At 43.4% G+C, this 26105-nt stretch carries 17 protein-coding genes and 1 pseudogene; 5 read left to right on the top strand and 13 right to left on the bottom strand.

What is annotated here, in order from left to right; genetic code table 11:
- Positions 1-82 precede the first annotated feature (82 nt).
- Complete coding sequence (locus NBH15_RS17735; RefSeq protein WP_186959253.1) at positions 83-1054, bottom strand: lytic transglycosylase domain-containing protein; 972 nt, start codon at positions 1052-1054, stop codon at positions 83-85.
- Positions 1035-2426 (bottom strand): T9SS type B sorting domain-containing protein, encoded by a 1392-nt coding sequence (locus NBH15_RS17730; RefSeq protein ID WP_128134076.1) that lies wholly within the window; start codon positions 2424-2426, stop codon positions 1035-1037. Before NBH15_RS17730 ends, NBH15_RS17735 begins: the two co-directional genes overlap by 20 nt.
- Before the next feature lie 81 nt (positions 2427-2507).
- On the opposite strand from NBH15_RS17730, the gene NBH15_RS17725 reads away from it, so the two are divergent.
- Together NBH15_RS17725 and NBH15_RS17720 are read left to right on the top strand one after the other, a co-directional pair.
- Positions 2508-4307, top strand: coding sequence for a LysM peptidoglycan-binding domain-containing protein (locus NBH15_RS17725; protein WP_244050972.1), 1800 nt, complete (start codon positions 2508-2510; stop codon positions 4305-4307).
- Entirely contained in the window at positions 4304-4972 is a 669-nt protein-coding gene (locus tag NBH15_RS17720) for a porin family protein (protein WP_199676289.1), read from the top strand. The genes NBH15_RS17725 and NBH15_RS17720 overlap by 4 nt, the downstream gene beginning before the upstream one ends.
- A 6-nt stretch (positions 4973-4978) precedes the next feature.
- Here the strand turns inward: NBH15_RS17720 and NBH15_RS17715 are convergent, their stop codons facing one another.
- The gene (locus NBH15_RS17715) at positions 4979-5845 is read right to left on the bottom strand and encodes a response regulator (RefSeq protein ID WP_233567190.1); all 867 of its coding nucleotides are present in this window, start codon (positions 5843-5845) and stop codon (positions 4979-4981) included.
- 663 nt (positions 5846-6508) lie between these two features.
- Between NBH15_RS17715 and NBH15_RS17710 the strand changes: the two genes are divergently transcribed.
- Positions 6509-8824 (top strand): family 20 glycosylhydrolase, encoded by a 2316-nt coding sequence (locus NBH15_RS17710; RefSeq protein WP_250823192.1) that lies wholly within the window; start codon positions 6509-6511, stop codon positions 8822-8824.
- Between the two features lie 22 nt (positions 8825-8846).
- Positions 8847-11954, top strand: coding sequence for a glycoside hydrolase family 2 TIM barrel-domain containing protein (locus NBH15_RS17705; protein ID WP_443146945.1), 3108 nt, complete (start codon positions 8847-8849; stop codon positions 11952-11954).
- A gap of 91 nt (positions 11955-12045) precedes the next feature.
- Here NBH15_RS17705 and NBH15_RS17700 read toward each other — a convergent pair whose 3' ends face one another.
- The 10 genes from NBH15_RS17700 to NBH15_RS17655 form a co-directional block, all read right to left on the bottom strand.
- Entirely contained in the window at positions 12046-12933 is an 888-nt protein-coding gene (locus NBH15_RS17700; RefSeq protein ID WP_128135759.1) for an Rpn family recombination-promoting nuclease/putative transposase, read from the bottom strand.
- Between the two features lie 416 nt (positions 12934-13349).
- Positions 13350-13805 carry an HU family DNA-binding protein gene (locus NBH15_RS17695; RefSeq protein WP_128135758.1) on the bottom strand — a complete coding sequence of 152 codons (456 nt, stop codon included), beginning with the start codon at positions 13803-13805 and terminating at the stop codon, positions 13350-13352.
- A 289-nt stretch (positions 13806-14094) separates the two neighbouring features.
- The gene (locus NBH15_RS17690) at positions 14095-16053 is read right to left on the bottom strand and encodes a RagB/SusD family nutrient uptake outer membrane protein (RefSeq protein WP_250823191.1); all 1959 of its coding nucleotides are present in this window, start codon (positions 16051-16053) and stop codon (positions 14095-14097) included.
- Positions 16054-16064: 11 nt separating this feature from the next.
- Entirely contained in the window at positions 16065-19331 is a 3267-nt protein-coding gene (locus NBH15_RS17685; protein WP_250823190.1) for a SusC/RagA family TonB-linked outer membrane protein, read from the bottom strand.
- Positions 19332-19680: 349 nt separating this feature from the next.
- A complete protein-coding gene (locus NBH15_RS17680) occupies positions 19681-20142 on the bottom strand; it encodes a DUF4293 domain-containing protein (protein WP_128134661.1) in 462 nt (153 codons plus the stop codon).
- A gap of 157 nt (positions 20143-20299) precedes the next feature.
- Entirely contained in the window at positions 20300-20632 is a 333-nt protein-coding gene (locus NBH15_RS17675) for a DNA-directed RNA polymerase subunit omega (protein ID WP_122363083.1), read from the bottom strand.
- 26 nt (positions 20633-20658) lie between these two features.
- Positions 20659-21471, bottom strand: coding sequence for an outer membrane protein assembly factor BamD (locus NBH15_RS17670; RefSeq protein WP_007658148.1), 813 nt, complete (start codon positions 21469-21471; stop codon positions 20659-20661).
- A gap of 67 nt (positions 21472-21538) precedes the next feature.
- Positions 21539-21964, bottom strand: coding sequence for an ACT domain-containing protein (locus tag NBH15_RS17665; protein ID WP_007658150.1), 426 nt, complete (start codon positions 21962-21964; stop codon positions 21539-21541).
- A 22-nt stretch (positions 21965-21986) separates the two neighbouring features.
- The gene (locus NBH15_RS17660; protein WP_250823189.1) at positions 21987-23288 is read right to left on the bottom strand and encodes a phenylacetate--CoA ligase family protein; all 1302 of its coding nucleotides are present in this window, start codon (positions 23286-23288) and stop codon (positions 21987-21989) included.
- A gap of 93 nt (positions 23289-23381) precedes the next feature.
- The gene (locus NBH15_RS17655; RefSeq protein ID WP_186959243.1) at positions 23382-24563 is read right to left on the bottom strand and encodes a DUF4934 domain-containing protein; all 1182 of its coding nucleotides are present in this window, start codon (positions 24561-24563) and stop codon (positions 23382-23384) included.
- A gap of 253 nt (positions 24564-24816) precedes the next feature.
- Between NBH15_RS17655 and NBH15_RS17650 the strand changes: the two are divergent.
- Positions 24817-26032, top strand: a pseudogene (locus NBH15_RS17650) (MFS transporter).
- Positions 26033-26105 lie beyond the last annotated feature (73 nt).

Genomic DNA, 26105 nt, shown 5'->3' with positions numbered 1-26105 from the left:
ACTTCTTATCACTGTTTTCTTTTTCATCCGGGAGAAAATCCTGTTCCATCCGAATGGAACTCCGATTACACCCGGAAGGAATTTATCTTACCACCCAAACCGGGTTATGCACGTACGTGTTTGGTGTCTTGTAATACATATCACTTTGTTTGGGAACCTGAAGCGTATAAGTCTTCCCCAATGTCTGCAATTTCCGGTCACGCAACCAGGGGTTGAAGCGTTTCAGGTCGGCATAGGTTATATCATACTTCTGTGCAAAAGCAGACAAATCGGGAATATCTGACGAGACAGCCACATCTTCGCAGGCAACCGGCTTGTACAGGTCTTCCGCCCGGAGCACGAAACCATATTTATACGGGTTCTCAAATATCTGTTTGATCGCCATGATACGATAGACGTAACGGCTTGTTTCCTCTACCAACCAAAGATCGAAGGTGCTGTCGGCTTCCTGTTTGGTCAGTTCGCCGGAGATACGTCCCATGCCCGCATTATAAGAAGCGGCCACATTCGCCCAGTCACCGTATTTGTCGTAAGCAGCTTTCAAATATTTGCAGGCAGCCTCGGTCGCCTTGGCTACGTGGCAACGTTCATCGACCGTCGGAGTAACAGTCAGACCATATTGTTTACCTGTCCCTTCCAGAAACTGCCACATTCCCACGGCACGTGCCGGCGACGACACACGCGGGTCCAGATGACTCTCTATCACAGCCAGATACTTGAAGTCATCGGGGATACCGTTTGCTTTCAATATAGGTTCGATAACCGGGAAATAGCGGTTGGCTCGCTTGATCAATAACATGGTGGTCGAATGGAAATAAGTAAAACTACTCATTTCACGGTCGAACCCTTCGCGCATATTATAGCGGGTCAGATCAATAGGTTTACCACAGAAAGTAACCGACGCCGGTATATCGGGCGACGATGTCATCGACATCACCACCGGACGCCCGTCCATTACTTTTTCCGAATCGCTTGAGCCGATAGACAAACAAGCAGTCAGGCAGATCAGACCGCCTGACAAAAAACTGAATATACTATTCTTCGATAATCTCATCCTGAATTTGTTTTGATCTAAGAATGTTAATAGAACCTTTTCTCTTTATAGGTTTACCGTCCGAGCCGGTAGCCTCAATCACATAAAAATAAACACCGGGGGCCACATACTTGCCTCCCTTTTTGCCGTCCCAGCCTTTCGACGGGTCCGTCCAATGATACATTTCCACTCCCCACCGATTGAATATCCAACATTTGAAACGGGTCAGAGAGCGATAGGCCACCCTGAACTCGTCGTTGATACCGGGCGATGTACCGGGCGAAAAAGCATTCGGGACATCGAGATAAGAATCCGAAATGTTTACCGTAACATCAGGGGGATTTGCCTGGCATTGGCCAGTCCGGTCGTTCACTGTTAATCTAACCACATAAGTACCGTTTTGGTTGAAAACAAAAGAGGTTTCCTCTCCGCTAAAATCTCCCAATAACGTACCGTAATTCTCTTCGCCCTCTTCATTACCTTCACTGCTTCCTCCGCCTTCATCTTTCCTGTATATCTTCCAATTAAACATAGCAGCAACCGGCGTATTAGCAATTGCCGTAAAATTAAACTCGACCGGAGCAGAGAGACTGTCGCCTTTTACGACCATATTAGGCACATCAGAGGCATAAGACAAAGTATCTATTTTCATAACAGCTTCAACGGCGATGGCCTGATAGACATCAGTCGTCATTGTTTTCTCCACACCGAAATGACGAGCGAAGAGGTCACCTTTTAAAGTAACGTCTGTGTCACAAAGCGGAGCTGGAACAGGATCTTTAAAAGGATTATTAATTGTTTCAATTACAGTTTCAGAAAGAAAAGAAGTCTTATCTTCTCTCATCTTCTCTGTCTGATAAATAACCTCAAACTCACGGTTTAATATTTTTGAAGTACCTGTCTGAGGATAATTATACCTCATTTCCGGCATTTCTGCAATACCACCCAAATACATATTAGTACAATTACTACGTTGTGTATCTATATAAAAACTTGATATCTCAAACACATATTTACTATAATCTATAAGCCAAACATATGCTTCCGAAAGACCGGTTTCTTCAACATAATACCCATATCCTTCTTCCAAATTACTTACCACAGAAGTTGTTCCATTCTGAACAGACGGAATCTTCTCTGCTTCCAGCCTTTTGGTCTTATACCTATACCATTGATGCGAAGTAGAAGATGAAGTATAACTGATTTGTACGTTATCCATACCATAAACAAGATAGACTTCCAAATGCTGATTCTTGTTCATATCTACACCTGCATCCACTAACAAAGGCGTACCTCTCCCCCCTGTTACCGTATATTTTTGAGCATGTGCTGCAAGTATCAATAACAAAAAACAGAGCGTTCCGATCACTCTTCTTAAACAATTCCTTTGCATATATTATAACCTAATTAGCTTCCAAAATTAGTATTTTATACGGACATACACTATCTTTGCTGCAAATATTCGAATCAGCAAATGAATAAGATTAGTATATACGTATTGACGTTATGCCTGAGTTTTTCCGCTGTCTCCTTGTATTCACAAAACAACAGAGCACGGATCATTACTACTAACGAATTAAATGATAATATATTTTATCATACGATTGAACGGGGACAAACAGTCTACTCGATCGCTACCATGTACGGAGTAACTGTCGACGACATTTATCACCTGAATCCCGAAAGTCGCGAATCAATAAAGGCCGGAGCCACCTTAAAAATCCCGCAAAAGGATGTAAGTTCCGCTCCGATGGGAAACGCTGAAGATAATTATCTGTATCATACTATACAACCTAAAGAAACGCTGTATTCATTATCTATCCGGTACAAAGTGCCCGGTCCTGATATTATCGCGGCAAATCCGGGATTATCCGTTTCCACTTTTACCATTGGCAAGACGATCCGTATCCCGGCAACTCCTATAGAAACACTGCCGACCAAAGAAGTAAAGACCGTAACCAAGGAAATCGAATATACGATCGCCAAGAAAGAAACGATGTACCGCATTTGCCGGAAATTCAATGTGTCCAGTGCAGAACTGATCAAAAGGAACCCCGAACTGAAAAACGGAGTAAAAGCCGGTATGGTCATTAAAATACCGGTAGAGACTAAAGAGACAGTGACTGAAACAGCTCCTGCCATGCATGAAAGAGACGTCAATGCCCTTTTGTCGATCCCCCAAGAGATCAAGCGCGTCAATATGATCAAGGTAGCTTTGTTATTGCCGTTCATGACAAACGAAGCAACTCCATCTGCAAACACGTTGCGTTTTATTGAATATTACGAAGGTATGCTGCTGGCTGTCGACAGCCTTCGTAACAGCGGTTGTTCGATCGAACTTTCCGTCTTCGATACTGGCAACGGAACCAAGAAGGTGAAAGAAATCCTGAAAGAAGATGCTTTGAAGGAAGCCAACCTGATCATCGGAGCCGTACAAAACGACCAGATCGCTCCCGTTGCCGAATTTGCAGAAAAGAATAATATCAAATACGTGATCCCATTCACTTCCAAAAATGACGATGTATTATCCAATGCGCATGTATACCAAGTTAATACGCCTCACTCCTATTTGTATGCCAAAGCATCCCAAGCTGGTTGCGACCTGTTTGGGAACGATAATATCATCCTGGTAAAAGTGCCCGGCACAGAAGAGAAAACGGATTTCATCAAAGCCTTCAAAGCAGAAATGAAACAACGGAATATCGCCTGGCGTGAACTGACCTACTCAGCCGAAACATTCCCAGTCGAGATAGAAGCTATGCTCAGTACAGATAAACGAAGCGTGATCGTTCCGACTTCCGGCTCACTGGATGCACTGAATAAACTCAAATCGCCTTTACGCATGCTGGCTGAGTCTAAACCCGAATGCAATATCACCCTGTTCGGTTATCCGGAATGGCAGACGTATACCCGCGAATGCCTGGATGACTTCTTCGCTCTGAATACATATATATATAGTAACTTCTATGCCGACAACCTTTCGCCCGAAGTTGCTGATTTCTATTCAAAATATAAGACATGGTATAGTAAGAACCTGATCAATACGTTCCCTAAATACGGTATATTAGGATTCGACACTGGTATGTTCTTTTTTGATGCCATCAAAAAATATGGTTCCAATTTCGAAAACAACCTGGACAAGATCCGTTATAAGAGCATACAAACCGGATTCGATTTTGAACGGGTAAATAATTGGGGCGGATTCATCAATACCAATATATTTATCGTTCACTACCAGAGTGATTTTAACGTAACACGTAGCGAAGTAAGATGATTAGAAAGAGTATAATCACATCCTTTTTGTGCCTGGCCATTATTATAAGCGCCATGGCACAGCAAAACAGGTTTCCTCAGGAGGTCTCCGTTGGTGCTTCCTTCGGAATGAACTTCTCGTCCGTAAGTTTCAATCCCAAGGTATATACGAAAATGAAACAGGGGTACAATGCCGGACTGGTGCTGCGCTGGAACACGGAAAAGAATCTGGGGTTACAAACCGAACTGAATTTCAGCCAACAGGGATGGGACGAGGAATTCGAAGAGCATCCGACCTATAAATACAGTCGTACGATCAATTATTTCGAAATTCCGTTCTTCACCCATATCTATTTCGGCAGCAACAGATTCAAGTTTTATTTTAACCTGGGTCCCAAAATAGGTTATGCCTTCAGCGAAAAGACGGAAACAAACCCGAACGAGACAAATACGAACGCCGGCTCCAATGAGCAACACAACATGGCCATCCAGAAAAAATTCGATTGGGGATTGTGTGGTGGTCCGGGGCTTGAACTGCGTACCGGCATCGGTTATTTCCTGCTGGAAGGACGCTATTATTATGCGCTGGGTGATATTTACGGTAGCCGCAAAAGCGATTACTTCAACAAATCGTCCAGCCAGGTAATCTCCGCACGTATCATCTACCTGCTGCCCATCCGGAAATAAGAATTTTCAACTGAAATGTTCCTGACGGTATTTGGACGGAGTCGTTCCGTACGCCTGTTTAAATACCGTACTAAAATAACGCTGGTTGGCGAACCCTGCCTTCTCTGAAACCTCCAGGATGCTGAGATTCTTATCCGCCAGCAGTTCCATCACACGGGTCATTCTGAATTTATTAATATAATCGCCGATACTGATATCGGTCAATGCCTTCAGCTTATTATACAGGGAGGCACGGCTCATTGCCATTTGCGTGGCGACATAGTTCACATCCAGGTCTGGGTTTTCCAACTGTCTCCCGATCAATTCATTCAGTTTCTTCATAAATACCTCATCCGCATTGCTAATCGTATCTTCTTTAAGAGAAATGACTGCAATATCGCTTTTATAACGTTGCTTAACCGCTTCCCTGTTCTTTAAAAGATTACAGATCATTACCAGCAAGAACTCCAGATCAAACGGTTTCGGCAAATAAAAATCTACTCCTTCTTTATATCCTTGTATCGTACTACCCTGGTCTGCCCTGGCGGTCAACAAAATAACCGGGATATGGCTGACTTCCGGCGTGCTTTTTAATTGCCGGCAAAATTCAAAGCCATTCATACGAGACATCATCATATCACAAACAACAATATCGGGTACACAATGCACAGCGATATTCAATGCTTCTCCCCCTTCTTCCGCCACATACACTTGCCTGAAATGTGTTTTCAATGAAATCTTCAGATAATTCAGAAGTTCCGGTTCATCCTCCATAATCAGAACGGAATACTTTCCTACAGAAAAGTCCGTGAATAACCTGTGCAGATTGGCATCAACCACTTTCCCCGCCCAATGCAGACGTGTAACTGATGATTTCTTTTTCCGCTTTTTCACGATCAGACAGAAAACAAAGAACAGCCCTATTATAACCAATAAGCTACAACAGAACATGAACCAGGTCATTCCTGATATAACGCTTGTATGAGCCGAATAACAAAAAAAGACATAAAATAAATATATATACACTCTTGTAGCCAACACCTTCAATGTTTGATTAATAGATTAATACCAGTGTTCCGTAAGAACTCATGCCATTGTATCTTAATCAATAGATTATTAAAGAATTAGTCATTGAATTAAATACTTCGGTAGTTTACAGGTAGCTTATTATAACGAATAACCAGAGGAATAGTTACTGTTTTAGAATCTAGGGTGTACAGCCTGACTATAAAACACTATATATCGCTTCACTAAATTTTACCGTATACTTGTTAGAATTAAGTAAGAAATAAAATCCTGGCCCATAAACTATAAGAGAAGCATCTTTGTGTAAAAAAATCTTTTTATATCTTTGCTGAATAAATAAGAGAACATGAGTTCTTACGGGACTAATATTCCTCCAATAACACTTAGGAATCAACATTTCTCCCCTTTTCTGGACAAATATTGAAGTTTTTTGTACAAATCCTGACATTAACCGCCAACTATACATCTACATTTGTAACAGCATACTCCGGTAGTATAAAAGCGAAATTGTTAACACTAAAAGTATATCAAATGGCAAAAGGCAAACTCCTTCTTTTTTTATTTATTGGCTGGTTAGTTACCGGATGCACCACCTCCGGTCCGGCTGAAATGAATATCATCCCGCTACCGGAACAACAAGTAGCCGGAAACAGCCATTTCACATTCAGCAAGAATACTGTCATCCAGGTCGAGAATCGGGAACAGAAACCGATTGCCGGATTATTAGCTGATTTGTTTACCTCTTCTGCCGGATTTACACCTGTGGTAAACACTGGTTCGTCCGCCGCTTCCGCCTCCGTCATTTTTTCTACCGACACAACACTCGTAAAAGAATGCTATAAACTGGATATAACCCCATCCCGTATCTCTATCCAGGCAGCCGGTAAAGAAGGATTCTTCTATGCCGTGCAGTCAATCCGCCAGTTGCTTCCTCCCGCTATAGAAAACAAAGAACCGGTTAGTAATATCCAATGGAACGTACCGGCATTAAACGTACAGGATAGTCCGCGTTTCCCCTACCGCGGATTATTACTCGATGTCTCCCGCTGTTTCATTCCTAAAGAAAATGTAATCAAAATCATTGATTACATGGCTATGCTGAAACTGAACAGACTAAATTTGCATCTCGTCGACGGAAACGGCTGGCGACTGGAAATAAAGAAATATCCCCGGTTAACGGAAGTCGGTGCCTGGCGGGTTGCACGCGAAGGGGATTTCTCCCAACGCAAAAATGCTAAACCGAGTGAACCGACACCCATAGGCGGATTTTACACACAGGAGGATATGAAAGAGATTATTGCCTATGCGAATGCCCGCCAGGTCGAAATCATTCCGGAAATAGAGATGCCGGCACATACCAATTCCTCGCTGGCCGCTTACCCGGAACTGGCATGCCCCATAGTAAAAGATTTTATCAGCGTCATTCCAGGAATGGGTGCACATGCCTCTGAAATCGTCTATTGCGCCGGTAACGACAAAGTCTATTCTTTTCTGGAAGATGTGATAGACGAAGTGGCCGACCTTTTCCCCTCTTCCTATATCAATCTGGGAGGCGATGAAGCCTCTAAAAAGAACTGGAAGAAATGCCCGCTTTGCCAGGCACGGATGAAAGCCGAAGGATACACGGACATCGAAGATTTACAGGGATATTTCATGAACCGCATGTCCGATTATGTAAAAAGTAAAGGCAAGCAGGTCATCGGATGGGACGAACTCATCAACAGCAAAATACCCGACGGCGCCACAATCCTGGGATGGCAAGGAATGGGGACGGCCGGATATAAGGCAGGGCAACTGGGACATAAGTTTATTATGACCCCGGCACGCGTCCTCTACCTGATTCGCTATCAGGGCCCGCAATGGTTTGAACCACGTACTTATTTCGGAAACAATACCTTAAAAGGCGTATACGACTATGAACCTATACAGCCGGATTGGGACCCGAAAGTTGCCGCCAACCTGATAGGCGTGCAAGGATGTATGTGGACGGAATTCTGCTATTCGGCAGAAGATGTCGAATACCTGCTTTTCCCCCGTCTGGCCGCCGTTGCCGAAATAGCCTGGTCGGGAAAAGACCGGAAAGACTGGCCCGGCTTCCTGAAACGCCTGGATGTATTAACACAACATTATGATTATCTGGGAGTAAACCACGCCCGTTCCATGTTCAACATCGACCATCTGGTAACAGGCAACAACGATACATTGAAAGTTGTCCTCACCTGTATCCGACCGGATATGGAGATACGTTATACGACCGACGGGAACGAGCCGGTCGCCACATCATCCCTGTACACCGACTCTCTGGTTGTCACCAACGATATCACAATCAACGCTGCAACCTTTGCAAACGGCAAACAAATGGGGAAAACCCTGACCCTCCCGCTCCATTGGAACAAGGCCACCGCCCGCCCCGTTCAGGATGGAAACAGTCAGACATATCGCCTGACCAACGGATTACGGGGCAGCAACAAACAATCCGACTTCGAATGGTGCGGCTGGTACGACGAAGATGCAACCTTTACGATCGACCTGGGAAAAACGGAGGCAATGAATGAAATAACAATCGGTTGCATCACCAATTACGGAATGGGCGCACATATCCCCGGCCGGATTACGTTGTCCGTCTCAGACGACAACCAGGCATATACGCAGGTTGCAGAACGCAGTTTTACTCCGGAAGAAATATTCCGCGAAGGAATCCGCATCGAAGACAAGACATTCGACAACCTGAAGGCTACAGGCCGTTACCTGAGAGTCGCCCTGAAAAATCCAGGTAAATGCCCGGACGACCATACACGTCCCGGACAAGGAACCTGGATGTATATAGATGAAGTCACAGTACAATGAAACATATCAATCTAAAATACAAATGAGAAAAACGAGGTTATCTATTTTCGCTCTGTGCTGCCTGGGGATGCTCCAGGCGGCTACAGGGTCGACAGACAACAACAAGCCCGAGTGGCAAAGCCAGTACGCAACCGGACTCAACAAACTGGAACCGCATGCTTACGTCTGGCCTTTTGAGAACGAGAAAGCCGTGTCCGTACGCGACCACGAATCGTCCCCCTGGTACCAAAGCCTGAACGGAAAATGGAAATTCCATTGGACAAAGAACCCGGACAACCGCCCGAAAGATTTCTACAAGCCTTCTTTCTATACCGGAGGATGGGCAGATATCAACGTTCCCGGCAACTGGGAACGGCAGGGATACGGTACCGCCATTTACGTAAACGAAACGTATGAGTTCGACGACCCGATGTTCAACTTCAAGAAGAATCCGCCTTTCGTCCCTTATGAAGAAAATGAAGTCGGCTCTTACCGCCGCACCTTTACCGTTCCGACAGACTGGGACGGCCGCCGCGTAGTTCTCTGCTGCGAAGGCATCATTTCTTTCTATTATGTATGGGTGAACGGGGAAAAACTAGGATATAACCAGGGTTCTAAAACCCCGGCAGAATGGGATATTACCGATAAGCTGAAACCGGGCGAAAACACTGTAGCCCTGGAAGTCTATCGCTGGAGCAGCGGCTCCTATCTGGAATGCCAGGACATGTGGCGCCTAAGCGGTATCGAACGGAGCGTCTACCTTTACAGCACGCCCCGGCAGTATATTGCCGACTACAAGGTAGTTTCCACTCTCGACAAGAATACTTACAAGGACGGAATCTTCAACCTGGACGTTCAGATTGCCGGTCCGGCCAATCCGGACGCCCGCATCGCTTACCAGCTGAAAGATGCCGACGGTAAAACCGTCCTGAAAGAAGAGGCAAAAGTCCCTACCGGAGAAAACAGCCGGATTACATTCAAAGAAACGACAATCCCCGATGTAAAAGCCTGGAGTGCCGAACATCCGAACCTGTACACGCTCGTCCTCTCCCTGAAAGACGCTGGTGGCAAAGAAACCGAACTGACCGGAGGCAGAGTAGGTTTCCGCACGTCCGAAATCAAAGACGGCCGCTTCTGCGTGAACGGCGTACCGACACTGGTGAAAGGGACCAACCGCCATGAACATTCGCAACTGGGCCGTACGGTCAGCCGCGAACTGATGCTGAAAGATATCGAGTTGATGAAGCAGTACAACATCAACACCGTACGCAACTCCCACTACCCGACCGACCCGTTATGGTACGAACTTTGCGACGAATACGGCCTCTATATGATCGACGAAGCCAACATCGAATCGCACGGAATGGGATACGGTCCCGAATCACTGGCTAAAGACAGCACCTGGCTCCCGGCCCATATGGACCGCACCCGCCGGATGTACGAACGTTCCAAGAACCATCCCTGCATCGTAATCTGGTCGCTGGGCAACGAAGCTGGCAACGGCATCAACTTCGAACGTACCTACGACTGGCTGAAATCGGTCGAGAAGAACCGCCCCGTACAGTACGAACGTGCCGAACAAAACTACAATACCGACATCTATTGCCGCATGTACCGCAGCGTAGACGTAATCAAAGAATATCTGAACCAGAAGGAACCGAAAATCTACCGTCCTTTTATCCTCTGTGAATATGTGCATGCGATGGGTAACAGTGTCGGCGGCCTGAAAGAATACTGGGACGTATTCGAAAACGAACCGATGGCACAAGGCGGTTGCGTCTGGGATTGGGTGGACCAGTCTTTCCGCGAACTGGATGAAAATGGCAACTGGTATTGGTCGTATGGCGGCGATTACGGTCCTAAAGGTATCCCCAGCTTCGACAACTTCTGCTGTAACGGCCTGGTCAGCGCCGACCGTGAACCGCATCCGCATCTGAACGAAGTGAAAAAAGTCTACCAGTATATCAAGACAAAACTGACAGACGAACGCAATCTGACCCTCTCCATTAAAAACTGGTACGACTTCAGCAACCTGAACGAATATACCTTAAACTGGCAGTTGGTTACAGACGACGGCCGCACTGTCCGCCAGGGAACGGAAACCGTCAATTGCCTCCCTCACGAGACAGCTACTTTGACACTGGGTAAAACCGTTTTACCGAAAGACTGCAAAGAAGTCTTCCTGAACTTGAGCTGGACACCTAAGCAGACACGTCCGTTCCTGCCGACTACTCATGAAGTTGCTTACGACCAGTTTGTATTGGCAGCCAATAAAAACTATCAGCCGAAATATCCGGGTCTGAAAGCATCAGCGTTGAAACAGGACGGCAACACGTTCAACAACGACCGTATAAGCATCTCTTTCTCCCCGGAGACAGGAGCCATGACATCTTACAAACTCGATGATAAAGAGTTACTTTCAACCCCTCTCACCATCAGCCTGTACCGTCCGATTACCGACAACGATAACCGCGACCGCAATGGTGCCCGCCTCTGGAAAACCGCCGGCCTCGACAAACTCAGCCAGCAAGCAACAGCTTTCCGCACAGGCAAGAACAGCGTACAGACAACCCTGGCACTACTGAATGACAAATCCGAAACAGTAGGGACAGCGACACAGCACTATAGTGTCAACCCTGACGGCACAGTAAAGATAGCGACTACCTTTACCCCGGACACCACCATCGTCAAATCGTTGGCACGCATCGGACTAACCTTTGAAATGCCTGCCGAATATGCACAGGTTTCCTACCTGGGACGTACCGGAGAAACCTACACAGACCGTATCCAAAGCGGCCGTATCGCCATCGACCAGACAGACGCGGAACGTATGTTCCATTATTACGTCAAACCGCAATCGACAGGTAACCGCACGGATATGCGCTGGGCAACAATCACCAACGAAGCCGGTAACGGCCTGCACGTAACGGCTGCCCACCCATGGCAATTCAGTATGGTTCCTTTCGCGGACAGCAATATCGATGCATCCACGCATATCAACCAACTGAAACGAAGCGGCACAGTCACCGTCCATCTGGATGCTGAACAGGCCGGCGTAGGAACGGCTACCTGCGGCCCGGGTGTATTGCCTCAATACCTCGTCCCGGTAAAGAAGGCAACGTTCGAGTTTATTATCCGGCCGATAAAGTAACAGACTGTTGCAAACCTTATTCATATTACAAAAAATCCCGGAGAGAAAAATTCCCCGGGATTTTTTATGGCTATCTTCTTAATATAAATCTTTAAAGCTGTTCGATCTCTTCGGAAGTCATACCAGTTGCTTTCATTATGACATCAGTCGATATTTGCATCGCTTTCATGTTTTGAACAGTTCTTTGCAAAGCTTCTTGCTGACCTTTTTCAATACCTTCTTCCAGGCCCTTTTCCAGGCCCTTTTCCATGCCTCTCTTCAAACCTTTCTCCTCGGCTTGTTCGATAGCATATTCGGTCGTACATCGCCAATCACGATAACGCTTCAGGACTTCGTCATACACGTCACGTTCATGGGATGTCATTGCATTCACGTTTGCAGCATCGAGTATACGACGAAACGCTTCATTTTCCTCCTTGAAAGGAGACATATCAAATATATCCATATTCTTCAATATATAAATCAGATTCTCAAAAGGAGTTACGCATTCCTCTTTACTCAAATTAAACAACTCAAACGAAATATAAATCTGTTTCAGTTTGACTTCACCAAAAGATTCACCTGTTTCTTCATTCGCCAAGACTACGTTCGTTCGCCAGGAATAAAACTCCGGCAAGCTGAAGTTCAACAAGTAGATACCATACACGGGAAGAAGTTCATACTTCCACCCCGAACCTATCTGTCCCTGACGGGAGATCATTCGGCAAATATAATAAAATCCACGGTTAAAAAAATAGCGTTGGGGACAATTCTGCATCTCCAAAATAAACTTCGTGCCATCTACATCTTCACAAAGACAATCGAAAATAACTGTGCGCTGGTCCAATGACTCGGGTAAAATTTCTTTATCCAGGTAAGTCAAGTCTTTAACTTGTCGCTCGCCCTCCAAGGCGGCATTGATAAAGTCGATAGCTACTTGTTTGTTACCGAATACGGCTTTGAAGCCGCGATCTAACATAATGTTTACGTACTGTTCCATAGTACAAGGTTTTAAATGGTTGGACGTCCGATAGTGAACGATGTGCCAAAGGTAAAAATCTTTTTCGGAATAAAAAACAAATTATATATAAATGTAAAATATACCAAAACCTGCACCTGAATAAGGGAAAACTTATAAGTTCCTCATCTCGAAATTCCGACTTCTTCATCTCATGAAGTTGACTTCTTCATCTCATGAAGTTGACTTCTTCATCTCGCAAAGCCAACCTCTTCATCTCACGATACTGGCTTCTTCAAGTTTCGGAAAAGACTTCTTGATGTTTCAAAGCAAGTCTCTTCATGTTTCGGAGTTTACTCCTTCATGTTGCGAAACAGAGTTCTTCTACCCGAAAAGCCGAAATAAAAATCCCCTCCGGAAAACCGGAGAGGAAATTTTAATCATTCAGAAAATAGAAATTATTCAATCTCCGGACGGTCACCACCAGACTCGCCAGAACCGCCACCGGTATTTGTCTTGCCTTCAACCAGCTTGTCGATCCATACAAAGTCCACTTTTTGCATAGCTGTCTTCAATTCTTCACCGGGCTGGAAATTAATATTTACACAATTAATGTCCGTAGCCTTCAGATCTTCTTTCTTATCCTTGCCCTTACTGTTAAGGGATGGAGAAAACGTACCCCAATTACCGAGTTTCACACTATGCCCGTCCGACATCAGACGTTGCAATATTTTTCGAAATTGACGAAGAGACATCAAAGCCTCTGCCGGATTAAGTGTCGTCTCATCAGCAATGAGGTCGGCAACTTCGGTCTCCCCGATCAATCCGGTGGAGTTTTGAACGACATACCATTTTTTGGGTGCATTCTTGTCCCGCGGATTAGCACGCTGGATTGCTTTAATTAAAATACTCATAGTTATAAAACTTTAAATTATTAAAAATAAAAATACAGTAACTATTGTTGTTGCAAAACTTATAACACATACAAACAGTGATATGATAAGATCATAAGTCTTGCCTTTTTCATAACATTTCTATTTTATGGTAAAATAATAAAATTCAATTATATAGTACATTAAAGGTTCCCCCTCTTCACAGAGGAGGAAACCTTCCCACATCAACGATGCGTACTAATACCTATGAAATAATTATAATAATAAAATTCATAGTATAATAGATCTAATACTCAGCTTTTATATCATACTATTTAGATGGACCGGAAGGTGTTAACGGCCATCCAGGATTCTGATAAATTACAGAAGTGGACAGATCATCCGGGTTCGTTGCCGAAATTCTGAAATGTGTCAAAGCAATAGGTGTCAAATAATGTGCTTCACACCAGTTATATCCGTTGAACATAATATTATTAGTTTTCACGATCTGATATGGCCTCAAGTATTTACCACTCTCTGTGTAATTAGAGACATTGGGATTCTCCTGTCCTTGCGGGATCAATAAATTCTTTCCGCTTGTTTCATCTTTATAAGCATCCTTCAACTCTGATTCCCATAAATTTACACCTTCTACTTGATAATTTCGTACCTGATCAAGTGCTCTCCAACGTTTCAAATCAGTCATACGAAAACCTTCTTCCAGTAACTCGCAACGACGTTCACGGCGAATACAGTATAATAATTTACTTACCTGCTGTCCTGCAGAGTATACACCCCAATCTGATTCTTTACCCAAATCCGTAGCATCAAGTGTTATTTTATAATCTGGCAGATTAGCCCTGTCACGAATTGCAGTCCAGTATCCCTGTGCCTTAGAATCAATACTCGTACCATTATTTTCAATACAGGAAGCTTCAATATAATTCAGATAAGCCTCCGCTGCACGGAATACAGGACAACCTTCTATACTCGTCTGTCCACCTTTATAATAGTTATCACTTAAACCTTTACGTAATCCATATCCTGTAACAGCTCTATTTTCTGCCAAATTCAAAATTCCAGGAGCACCGTTATCTCCCCCCCATTTCAAACCAACTTTTGTATCCATGACTTCCATCGGTTTCATCATAAATAAATCCAAACGAGATTCTCTACCTTCTCTTACATTATCAACAGAAGTATCTCCTTTATATCCTGAACCGGAAGCATAAATTGGCAGTCCGTTATTCATTAGAAATGTTTCTACAAACTGACGGGTAAATCCCGAATTTCCACCGCTTGGCAGATACGACGTAGCAAAATGATAAATATTGAAATCAGTATTATTATATTTCTTCCATAACAAAATTTCAGGACAACCCTCCATATCTTCCAGACAGAATTGCGCATAATAAGGATTTCCCATCTTTCTTTCTCCTGACTGATTAACAGCTAGTAAGCCAAGATCTGCTATTTCTGCAGCCGCCTTTTTACATTCAGACACGAAATAAGCGATATCGGCATCAAGATTCCCAGAGAAGTCTTTACCCGGCCAACCGGGTCCACCCGGAACAAGGCTCGTCCCTTTATGATAAGTCAACCAACTGGCTTCAAATAAAGCAACTCTGGACTTAACCAACAGTGCTGCATTCCGGGTTATCCTGTTCTTTCCTCCAGGAGGTGTATTACTTAAATATGAAATCGCCTGATCCAGGTCACTAAGAATAAATTTTGCAACTTCATTACGAGGCTGCCGCTTACTTGCTTCAATCAAGGCCTCTTTCTCATCAGGTAAGGTATTCTTCACAATCGGGAAATCACCATACGTCTTCAATTTACTAAAATATTTCCAGGCACGTTCAAAATAAATCTCTCCAATATAATGTCTGATATTTTCTTCAACGCCTGTAATTTCACCTGCTTCATAGCGAGGAAGTACAATTTCAAGAAAATAATTCAGTTCCCTTATAACATCAAAATTCCAAGGATCATCTTCTCTTTTATTGTATGATTCCTTTACCTTTAGTTCACCCGGTGCCCATTGGTTATCGAAAGAAGAAGTAGCCTGATTATCTGTATTATTATCTTCCTTCCATATACCTATATTATACCCATCATGAGTTGTGAACTCATAATGCTTAACAGCATACGATGCTAGATCAGATTCCGTCCAAAAGAAGTCATCTGGTGTCACTTTATCAAGCGGTTTCATTTCTAAGAAGTCATTGCATGATGTCAGTCCGATGAATCCTCCGAACAAAATAACTATATATTTATTCCATGTTTTCATTGTCACTTCATTTAAAAATTAACACTAAATCCTGTTGAATAAGTCCGTGAAAGCGGATATGTTTTAGCCGTACTTGTCGCACCATTATCAGCCCCGTATCCCGTCCCTAAGGTTTCAGGATCGTAACTATTAGGTAATGAAGTTATAGTTAACAAGTTATCTGCCGAGAAAAATATTCTGAGATTTTGTATACCGATTCTTTTTGTCAGGTAAGCAGGGATCGTATAACCAATCTGCAAATTCTTCAAGCGACAATAAGCTGCATTTTGAAGATAACGCGTCTGCTTCTTCTGGTTTTTATCGCCAGCAAAGTTCGGACGTGGAAAATAACCATCCAGATTAGTCCCCCATTCGTCTCCTTCCGGACGAAAGAAATCCATATGTTCTGTAAATACAGTCGATCCCCATTTTCCGCCACTGGCACCAAACATCATATTGCCATCCAACCAATAATCTCTTTTAGCAACTCCCTGTAAAAATAGTCTAACATCAATACCCTTCCAAGCAGCATCCAGATCAAGACCAAATTTAAAACGCGGTGTGTTATTTCCTATTATTTTAAAGTCCCCCGGATCTGTAATCGTTTTTCCTTCATGAATCACTCCATTACCGTCCAGGTCTTTATACATAATATCGCCGGCTGCCCATTTACTACCTTGTTCATTCTGACCTCCGTTAGGCAAAGTAGCCAAATGATCATTCATTTCTTGATCTGTTTTTGCTATACCTATCGTTTCATATCCCCAAATTTCACCCATATACTGACCAGCACGCCAAGTATTCAAAGAACCTGTTTCATTCGGGTATTTCAATATTTTCTGACGGTCATCAGAAAGAATAAAATGAACACCATACTGCAAGTCTCTAATCTGATCTCTCCAGGATATATCCAAATCGAATCCCCGAGACATTAAGTCGGCATTATTCGTCTTCGGAACCTTTGTTCCCAAAATTACCGGAAGCTCAGGAGCCGGACCTACCATATTTACTGTTTTCCTTTCAAACCAATCAAAACTAACATTCAAACGATTCTGAAGGAATCCCATATCCAAACCTATATCCCATGAGCGCATCGTTTCCCAGCCAAGCAATACAGAAATTAAATCCGGAGCATTTGAGGTATTCGGAAGCTGATTATTGATAAGCCATTTACCATCCTTATCGGCTGCTGCAAATTTCATTGTTTGAATATATGGATAAAGAGATTCTGTGTTCTGATTACCCAACTCCCCCCATGATCCACGTACTTTAAACGTATTTACAATATGTTCATAAGGTTGCATAAACTCTTCACGGGCAATATTCCACCCAAGAGAAAAAGATGGGAATAAATTCCATCTTTTATCCTGAATAAAACGTGAAGTTCCGTCATAACGGAGATTTACTTCCAACAAATATCGTTCTTTATAATCATAATTCAGACGACCAAAGAAACCAGCCGTAGCCCAATGTTCCAACTTCGAATCTGTAATTTTCTCTTGCCCGGTAGCCTGAGATATGTTAGGAACATTGTCCGTAATCAAATCATTCTTTTTTGCACCTAACTTACGATATTTATTCAATTCAGCTTGGAAACCCACCATTGCCTTCATTGTATGGCCTCCCTTAAATGCCTTCATATATTCTGAATAAACATTCGGATTAAAAAAATTAGTACGCCCTGCTGATTCCTCTGCAGAAGTCACATCGAAGCCTCCCTTATAGAACATGCTTCCGTCAACATTCCATTTAGGTAGTTTATACGTATGCTTATGCCAAAACTCATCAATGGTCTTATAATTTATTTCTCCAAATATTTTCCAATTCTTTATCGGCTCCAACACGATCTGGAATTGCTGATACAACCAATCTGTCTGTGTATTATCGGAACCACTATGAACAAGACCTGATATCTGATCATTCAGAATATATCCATTCGGATCTAATACCGGTTCTGTCGGCCAACGTTTCGTTAATTCATGATATAACTGATTACCCATATAAGAGGTTTTCTCATAATCTTTCCGCATAAATTTAGTACTGTAATTTACATGTAACCAAGGGAAAAGCTCTGCATTAATCTTAGCTGTCATCGTATATCGTTTCACATTATCCGGGCGATAACTCATTAAACCATTCTCATCCATAAAATTACCAGAAAGATAATACTGAATTTTTTCTGTTCCACCATTTGCACTCAACGAATGCTCTTGTGAAAATGCTGTATTACCAAAAAGAAGATCATACCAGTCATTGTTACTATTTCCTATCCAGTTCCATGTATTCGGATCATTCGTATTAGGTACTGTCGTGTCTGTAAATGAACCATTTTGATACCCTATAATACGCTGCATTGTCTCTTCGTTAAATGTTGGATTTTGACCATCAGCAGCTGCCGCACGATTAAAATACTGAGCAAATGTATAAGAGTCAGCAACATGCGGCATATTAATTGCATGAGTCCAGCGAAGGTTATTATTATAATTGATACTAATCCTACCGGCTTTTCCTTTTTTAGTCGTAATCAAAACAACACCAAAAGGAGCGCGAGAACCGTATATGGAAGAGGCTGCAGCATCTTTCAATATGGAGATAGTTTCGATATCATTCGGATTCAATACGTTCATATCACCTTCCATACCATCAATAAGGACTAGAGGATCTGATTTTGATCCTTCTCCGATCGTGCCAGCACCACGAATATTAATCTTCATATTTTGATTAATTTCTGCACCACCTGTACCACCATAGGAGAAGTTCATACCGGGAACCAAACCTTGTAAAGCTTCTGAAATAGTAGCAACCGGTCGGGATTGGAGTTTTTTGGAATCAACTACAGATACCGAACCTGTGAGATTTACTTTTTTCTGTGTTCCGAAACCAACAATGACAACCTCATCCAATGTTTGTGTATCCTCTTTTAAAGTAATTCTAAAAAGATTTTCTTTATCAACAGGGATTTCCTGAGTTACATAACCAATATAACTGATTTTCAATACAGCATTTGTTGGTACAGACAAGTGGAAATCACCATTTACATCAGTAATTGTCCCGATAGAAGTTCCTTTCACCTGAATAGAAGCTCCAATAACAGATTCACCATTTTCATCCTTTACTGAACCTTTTATTGTACGTTCATTTTGTTGGACACCTAGTGTACCAGCATCTTTTTCTATAATAGGATTTAAGGCTACCAAGCCTTTTCCTGTGTCCGCTTTTGATGGGGCGGCAGAGAATAAAAAAAGAAGGGCAAAGGTCACGCTCCAGTTTTTCATTCCCCGGAAATTCTCTCTCTTCATGTTAAATGTCATTTTCTTTAAGTTTTTTCCTAGATAATTCTTTTTCTCTCTAATTTAGATCTTAAGGGGGATTATCCCTTTTCAGTCGTTGTGTTCTCTTTTTTTAATCATAGGCAAATTTTTATTTATTTCACACAACAAAAAAAACGATATGATAATCATTCGATATCCAATATCGTCTAAAGAATTTTCGTTTTTTGATAAATAAAATATAATACAAGCTATACAGATAGAGTTAGTACATATTTGGATTCAATCACGCTAAAATACGGAATACGTCAATAAAAAAGCGCATCCATGATCAATACATGAATGCGCTTTTTTTATCTGTCTCAGACAGTATCTGAACTTATCTCAACCGGTCGAGCGAACGAACCAATGCTTCATCCGCACCGATGTTACGGATAGCCAGATAATCCAGGATCAATGCAATTATCGGGAAAGAAAGGGCAATCTTCACACTCAGCGCTGCACCAGCCAGCTGATCTTTCAAAATCCATACAAAGAAGCCGAACAGGGCATAGAAACCCAACATCAGAATCCCGTTAAAGATACAAAGACGGATCTGCAACATCCTCTTCTTAAATAAGAAGATCGTTATCAATGACAGGATGGAGATTACTGCCGTCAAAGCAAAAAGTCCCCAAGTCGGATAAACGAGTTCCGGTTCAGCAGCGATCGTGCTTACGCCTGTTGCATCAAAAGAGTAAAACTGGTCTCCCGCCTGCAACATGGCAAGAGGTAAAAACAATGTTGCGACCATTAAGGCCACGATAATAAGCAAGTAAACTGTTTGTATTCTTTGTAACATAATTCTTAAAGTTGACAGTTGACAGTTGACAAGTGACAGTTAAAGAGAGATAGGAAATGGGCTAATAAAAATGGACAATTGCATTTTTATTAATTACAATTGCCCATTATATTTGGAACATTTCACTGTCAACGGTTACTTGTCGACCATCAACTCGTTAAAAGTTATTCTTTTCTTTAGCAGGGTTCTTATAGTAAACCTTACCTTCTTCATATTCCTGAGCAGCGATCAGAGTCGGCTTCGGAAGCTTTTCATAATAACGGGAGATCTCGATCTGCTCTCTGTTTTCGAAAACTTCTTCCAGATTATCGTTATAAGAAGCAAACTCCTGAAGTTTCTTTTCCAGGTCCTGCTTCATTTCAACACTAATCTGGTTAGCCCGTTTTCCGATGATCATTACTGTTTCATATACATTTCCCGTGTCGGCTGACAACTTCATCATGTCACGGGTTACCGTATTCGAAGGGGCGTTAGACTTTCTGTAATCCATTTTACTTTATTGATTAAATAATATCGTTAATACGCATCTGTTATTCTCTTGCTGGCATAATCGTAGAACTTCTGTGCCTGTTTTACATATTTGCCTTCCGGATATTCGTTCATGTAAGTGTAGTATTCATCCACTACCTCACGATAACGACCCTGCAACTTTTCTTCCACACTGGCAATAGCCTGTTCATACTTCGAACGCAAAACATAGAACATAAACTCTTCCCTGTATTTGGAATAAGGATAGTTCTTCAAGGCATTCTCGGCAGTGATCACGGCAGACAAATAGTTATTGTCGCGCATGTAAGTACCCAGGTTATAATACAATCTTACAGCCAGTAATTCCTTGTAAGCCAGTTTCTCCTGCAATTCAAACATGATCTTCTGGGCTTCGGCGGCACGTTCGCTCTGCGGATAATACTCCAGATAGAGCTGCAACTGGTTAATAGCTTCATACGTCTGCGTCTGGTCTAACCGCGGATCGGGAGAGTCCAGATACAAACCATATCCCGAATAATAGCGGGCCAATTCCGTGTACTCGCCTTTCGGATAGGTGGTGTAATACGTATTAAAGTATTGCGAAGCCGTCTGATAATCTTTTTGTCCATAATAGCTCTGAGCCAGCAGGTACAAGGATTCTTCGGCATAAGCAGTTCCTTTAAAGATTGTAACCAGTTCATCCAGCAGGGTAGCAGACTTGTTGTATTGCTTTGCATTGAAATACTTCTTTGCATACGAATACTTCAACTCATAGTCCGTACTTTTCAATATCTTGTTATATTCCCCACAGGAGGATAACAAGACCGTAATCATCATCAATAAAAATACAACCTTTTTCATTCACATACTTTTAGCGCGCAAAGTTACATTTTTTATTGCAAAATAACGAAGCGCATAACGTTAATATTTACAACTTATATAAATCGCTGGCAGCAATAAGCTCCAGTTTGTTGGCTTTCAGAACCTCCGCACACTTCTCCACATTGTCGGGGCGGATGATCACATTGGCTGCCTCTCCTTGCGAGAAAGCATACATATATTCGACAAATATACCTGCCGAAGTTATGATCTCCATCGCCTTCGCCAATGCACCGGGCTGGTTGGGGCAATGCAGGCACACCACATCAGCCACACTCACCGCATATAATTTTTCACGAAGTACCTGAATTGCTTTGTCTGTGTCCGACACGATCAGACGCAGGATACCAAAATCGGAATTCTCCGCCACCGTAAAGGCTGACATGTTCACTCCGGCTTCACCCAAAATCTTTGCCACTTCCGTAAAACGGCCTTTCTTGTTTTCAAGAAAGATTGATAATTGTTTAATTAGCATAGCACTTTACTATTTTTAGGGTTTAAACTAACTTACGATTGTCGATCACGTGTTTTGCCTTACCCATACTGCGTTCAAGGCTACGCGGTTCCACAATCTTTATATCAGGCTGAATGCCGATCACGCTCTGCATACGGGCGGCGATCTTCTTTTTCAGCGCGATCATCTTGTTCATTTCATCCGAATAATAATCCGGTCGTACTTCCACCTGGATCTGGAAAGTATCGGTATTGTTCACACGGTCCACCACAATCAGGTAATGCGGTTCGAATTCCGGCATTTCCAGCAATACGGATTCTACCTGCGACGGGAATACGTTGACACCACGGATGATCATCATATCGTCGCTACGTCCGAGGATACGTCCCATACGGACAGCGGTACGGCCGCATTCGCACTTTTCATAGATCAGGTGCGTCAGGTCACGCGTACGGTAACGGATCATCGGCATACCTTCCTTGGTCAGGGTAGTAAATACCAACTCGCCTTGTTCACCTTCAGGCACAGGTTGCAAAGTTACCGGATCGACGATTTCCGGGAAGAAATGGTCTTCCCACAGGTGGGTACCGTTCTGGCATTCGCATTCGCCACCGACACCGGGACCGCAGATTTCTGTTAATCCGTAGATATCGTATGCTTTAATATTCAGTTTCTGCTCCAGTTCCTTACGCATATTTTCCGTCCAGGGTTCCGCGCCGAACGCTCCTACCCTTAGTTGGAATTCTTCCAAAGGAATGCCCGAGTTATGGATCGTTTCCGCCAGATACAGAGCATAGGAAGGCGTACAAGCCAGACCTTTCGCTCCGAAGTCGTGCATCAACTGAATCTGTTTTTGCGTGTTACCACTACTCATCGGAATTACGGTACCACCGATATTTTCCACGCCAGCATGAGCACCCAGACCTCCGGTAAATAAACCGTAACCGTAAGATACCTGCACAGAGTCATTCTTCGTAAGTCCGTAAGCTGTCAGACAGCGTGCCACCACTTCCGACCAGATCGACAGGTCCTTACGGGTATATCCCACAACAATGGGTTTTCCGGTCGTACCGGAAGAGGCATGCAAACGAACAATCACGGACATCGGCACAGCCATCAGTCCGAACGGGTAATTATCTCTTAAATCCTGCTTTACCGTAAACGGCAGCTTGGAAATATCTTCAATTGATTGAATATCATCCGGAGTAATACCCATCTCCTGCATTTTCTTGCGATAGAAAGGAGTATTATGATAAACGTGTTCGACAACCCGTTTCAACCGGATGCTCTGTAATTTCCGCATTTCTTCGCGGTCCATACATTCAATAGTTTCGTTCCAAATCATGGTATCAGTTTGTTATCATTTAATTGTTAGTAGTGTAAAACTGTCGCAAAGTAATAACTTTTTTACTAACTGACAATAAATAATAACGCCAAATCAATCGAGACTTACTTCCATAAGGATCAAATTTTCGTCCTCGTCCAATGTTTTGGTTATCTCCAGCAGGTCTCCGCCCAGTTCGTTCTTTTCCATTGCTTCCAGCAAAGTAAAAGGATATAAGGTATAATAGAGCTTGTTATTATTGAAGACAAAGTTCATCATGTCGCCGTTCTGCCAGTCTTTATTTGTCAGCTTGACATGCGAGAAAGAGTTTTCTGCCACATTATATAAATAGAGTTCGTCACGCAGTTTCATTTGACCTTCATCTTTCAGGAAGACGGCGTTGACAAGCATCTGATTCGGAGTCAATGCCCGGATCTCGCAAGCGATCTTTCCATCTTTCTCTGTCGATAACGGCAGTTTGGTAAAGACCGGTTTCAGTTGGCGGTCGGGCGACAACCGATATAACGTATCGGCAGCCGGTTCGCTGATCAGGCATCCTCCGTCGCCGCAGGATAGCAGGTTTCTCATACGGTTCAGCAGAATAAAAGGACGTCCGTCGCGGGTAGTTACGATCATACTGCGATAACGATTGTCGGAGACGATAGGCAGACGTTCGATCTTCTTTCCGGTTTCCTTATCCATCAGGACATAAGGCTGGTTACTTGCTTCCGGGTTATCATCTATTTTAGCGGTCTCACCTTCTTTCACAAAAAGAGCGCCTTTCATATCCAGAAAGACCATTGCATTCTCATCCAGCGATTCGATTACATCCATCTGTAAAGAATCCGGCAGACTGAAAGACCTTTTATAAGTCCCGTCCAAACCATAAACCTGCATCTGGGTTATTCCATCTAAAAAGAGTTCCTGACGTTTCTCATCATACAGGATATGGCGTATTCGGGCATATTCTTCACCGCCTTGCCCCTTGCGATTAAAACGGCTGATCATCTCTCCTTTCTTATTGAAACCGATCACGTCGCCGGTAGAAGACCCGATAAAGAACAACCCGGCTTCGCTGGGAATAAGTTTCATCTGGTCGCCCAGCAACACGTTTTCAGGCGTTTGCAGACGGAAATAACGTACCTTTCCCAAATCCTGCAAAGCGGCCTCCCTGTCCGGAATATCCGCACGAAAATCCAATACAGGCAACGGGCCTTCATTCTTTGCTCCATTCTTACATCCATTCAGTCCCACAACCAACATCACTGCCACAGCACATAAACATATCCTTTTCATAATCCCTTTGAATTTAATACAACATAGCGCAAATAAAGGGATAATATTTCAAAGAAGCAAGGATATTACGATGAATTCGTAAAACATACATTATATTCGTAAAGCGAAGAAGATGAATGTATACATACCTGTATTTAACATTTCACATGGACTACTCCAAACCGCCGGGAGAAAAATGGTTCGTCCCTGTAAGACGCAAGAGTGATAATATACGTACCTTTGCCCAACGATTAAAGATAGATTTCCGGACAAGATGAAACGAAACATACTTGCGCTATACATTATTAAACTATCCAAATGGTTCACCCTGGTCATGCCAATCATCGTGCTTTTCTATGAAGATCACGGACTGGGATTGCAGGATGTATTTATACTGAAGAGTGTTTATTCAATCGCAGCCGTAGCACTCGAGATACCCTCCGGATATCTTGCTGACGTGTGGGGACGGCGCAAATGCCTCATACTCGGATGCATTCTTTTCTTTTTTGGATATCTCTGTTACTCCTTCACCTCTACCTTCGCCGCCTTTGTCATAGCCGAAATACTATTGGGAACAGGGCAAACGCTGGTCAACGGGGCAGACTCCGCCTTGCTGTACGATACGACAGTCCAATATAAGAAGGAAAACCTTTATCTGCGTTACGAAGGACGTATTACCATGATCGGTAACTTTGCCGAAGCCATTGCCGGTATTTTCGGCGGATTGCTGGCGGCTTATTCGCTGCGTTATCCGTTTTATGCACAGGCACTGATCGCATTCAGCGGCATTCCGGCAGCCTTCGCCCTACAGGAACTGAATATTAAAAGTAAGGTGCAAAGCCCTGTACAGGAGATCGTACGGATCATCAGGTACTCGCTGGTCACTAATAAAAGGCTCTGCTACAACATTATGTTCTCAGGGATTATCGGAGCTGCCACACTCACCATGGCGTGGTTCGTACAACCTTACCTGATGTATTATGAATACGCCCACTTCGTGGTTCGGCGTAATCTGGACGGTGCTGAACCTGACCGTAGGGATCGCCGCTCTTTATTCGGACCGTGTGGACAGCTATTTCGGTCCCAAAAAGATGGGCATACTGATCCTGACATTCGTGGCAGGCGGTTACGTGGCACTCGCCTTCAACCTGACCTACGCAGGGCTAGCCATCCTGTTCGTTTTCTACATCATAAGAGGCTTTGCCACCCCGATATTAAAAGGATACATCAACCAGATGACCTTTTCGGAGATGCGTGCCACCGTCCTTTCCATCCGTAACTTTATCATCCGCCTGATGTTTGCCGCCATCGCTCCGTTCATCGGCTGGCTGAACGATATGTATTCGCTCAGGATCGCCTTACTGGCATCTGCCGCGATCATCATGGTACCAGGAGCCTTATTCCTCTGGCTGCAACTAATGGCGAAGACCGATAAAGAATCAGGGCGACCGCACCAAAATTCCTCTAAAAAGTTTATCATTGCAAAATGAATACCTCTAATTATTTTTCAGAAGTGACAGATCCTCGTGTAACAGGTCGCTGTCTACATTTGTTGTCAGATAT

The organism is Parabacteroides caeci (assembly GCF_023656795.1).
Taxonomy (GTDB): Bacteria; Bacteroidota; Bacteroidia; order Bacteroidales; family Tannerellaceae; genus Parabacteroides; species Parabacteroides segnis.
Note: the sequence above shows the minus strand (reverse complement) of the source record. Positions and strands in the feature narration are given on the sequence as shown.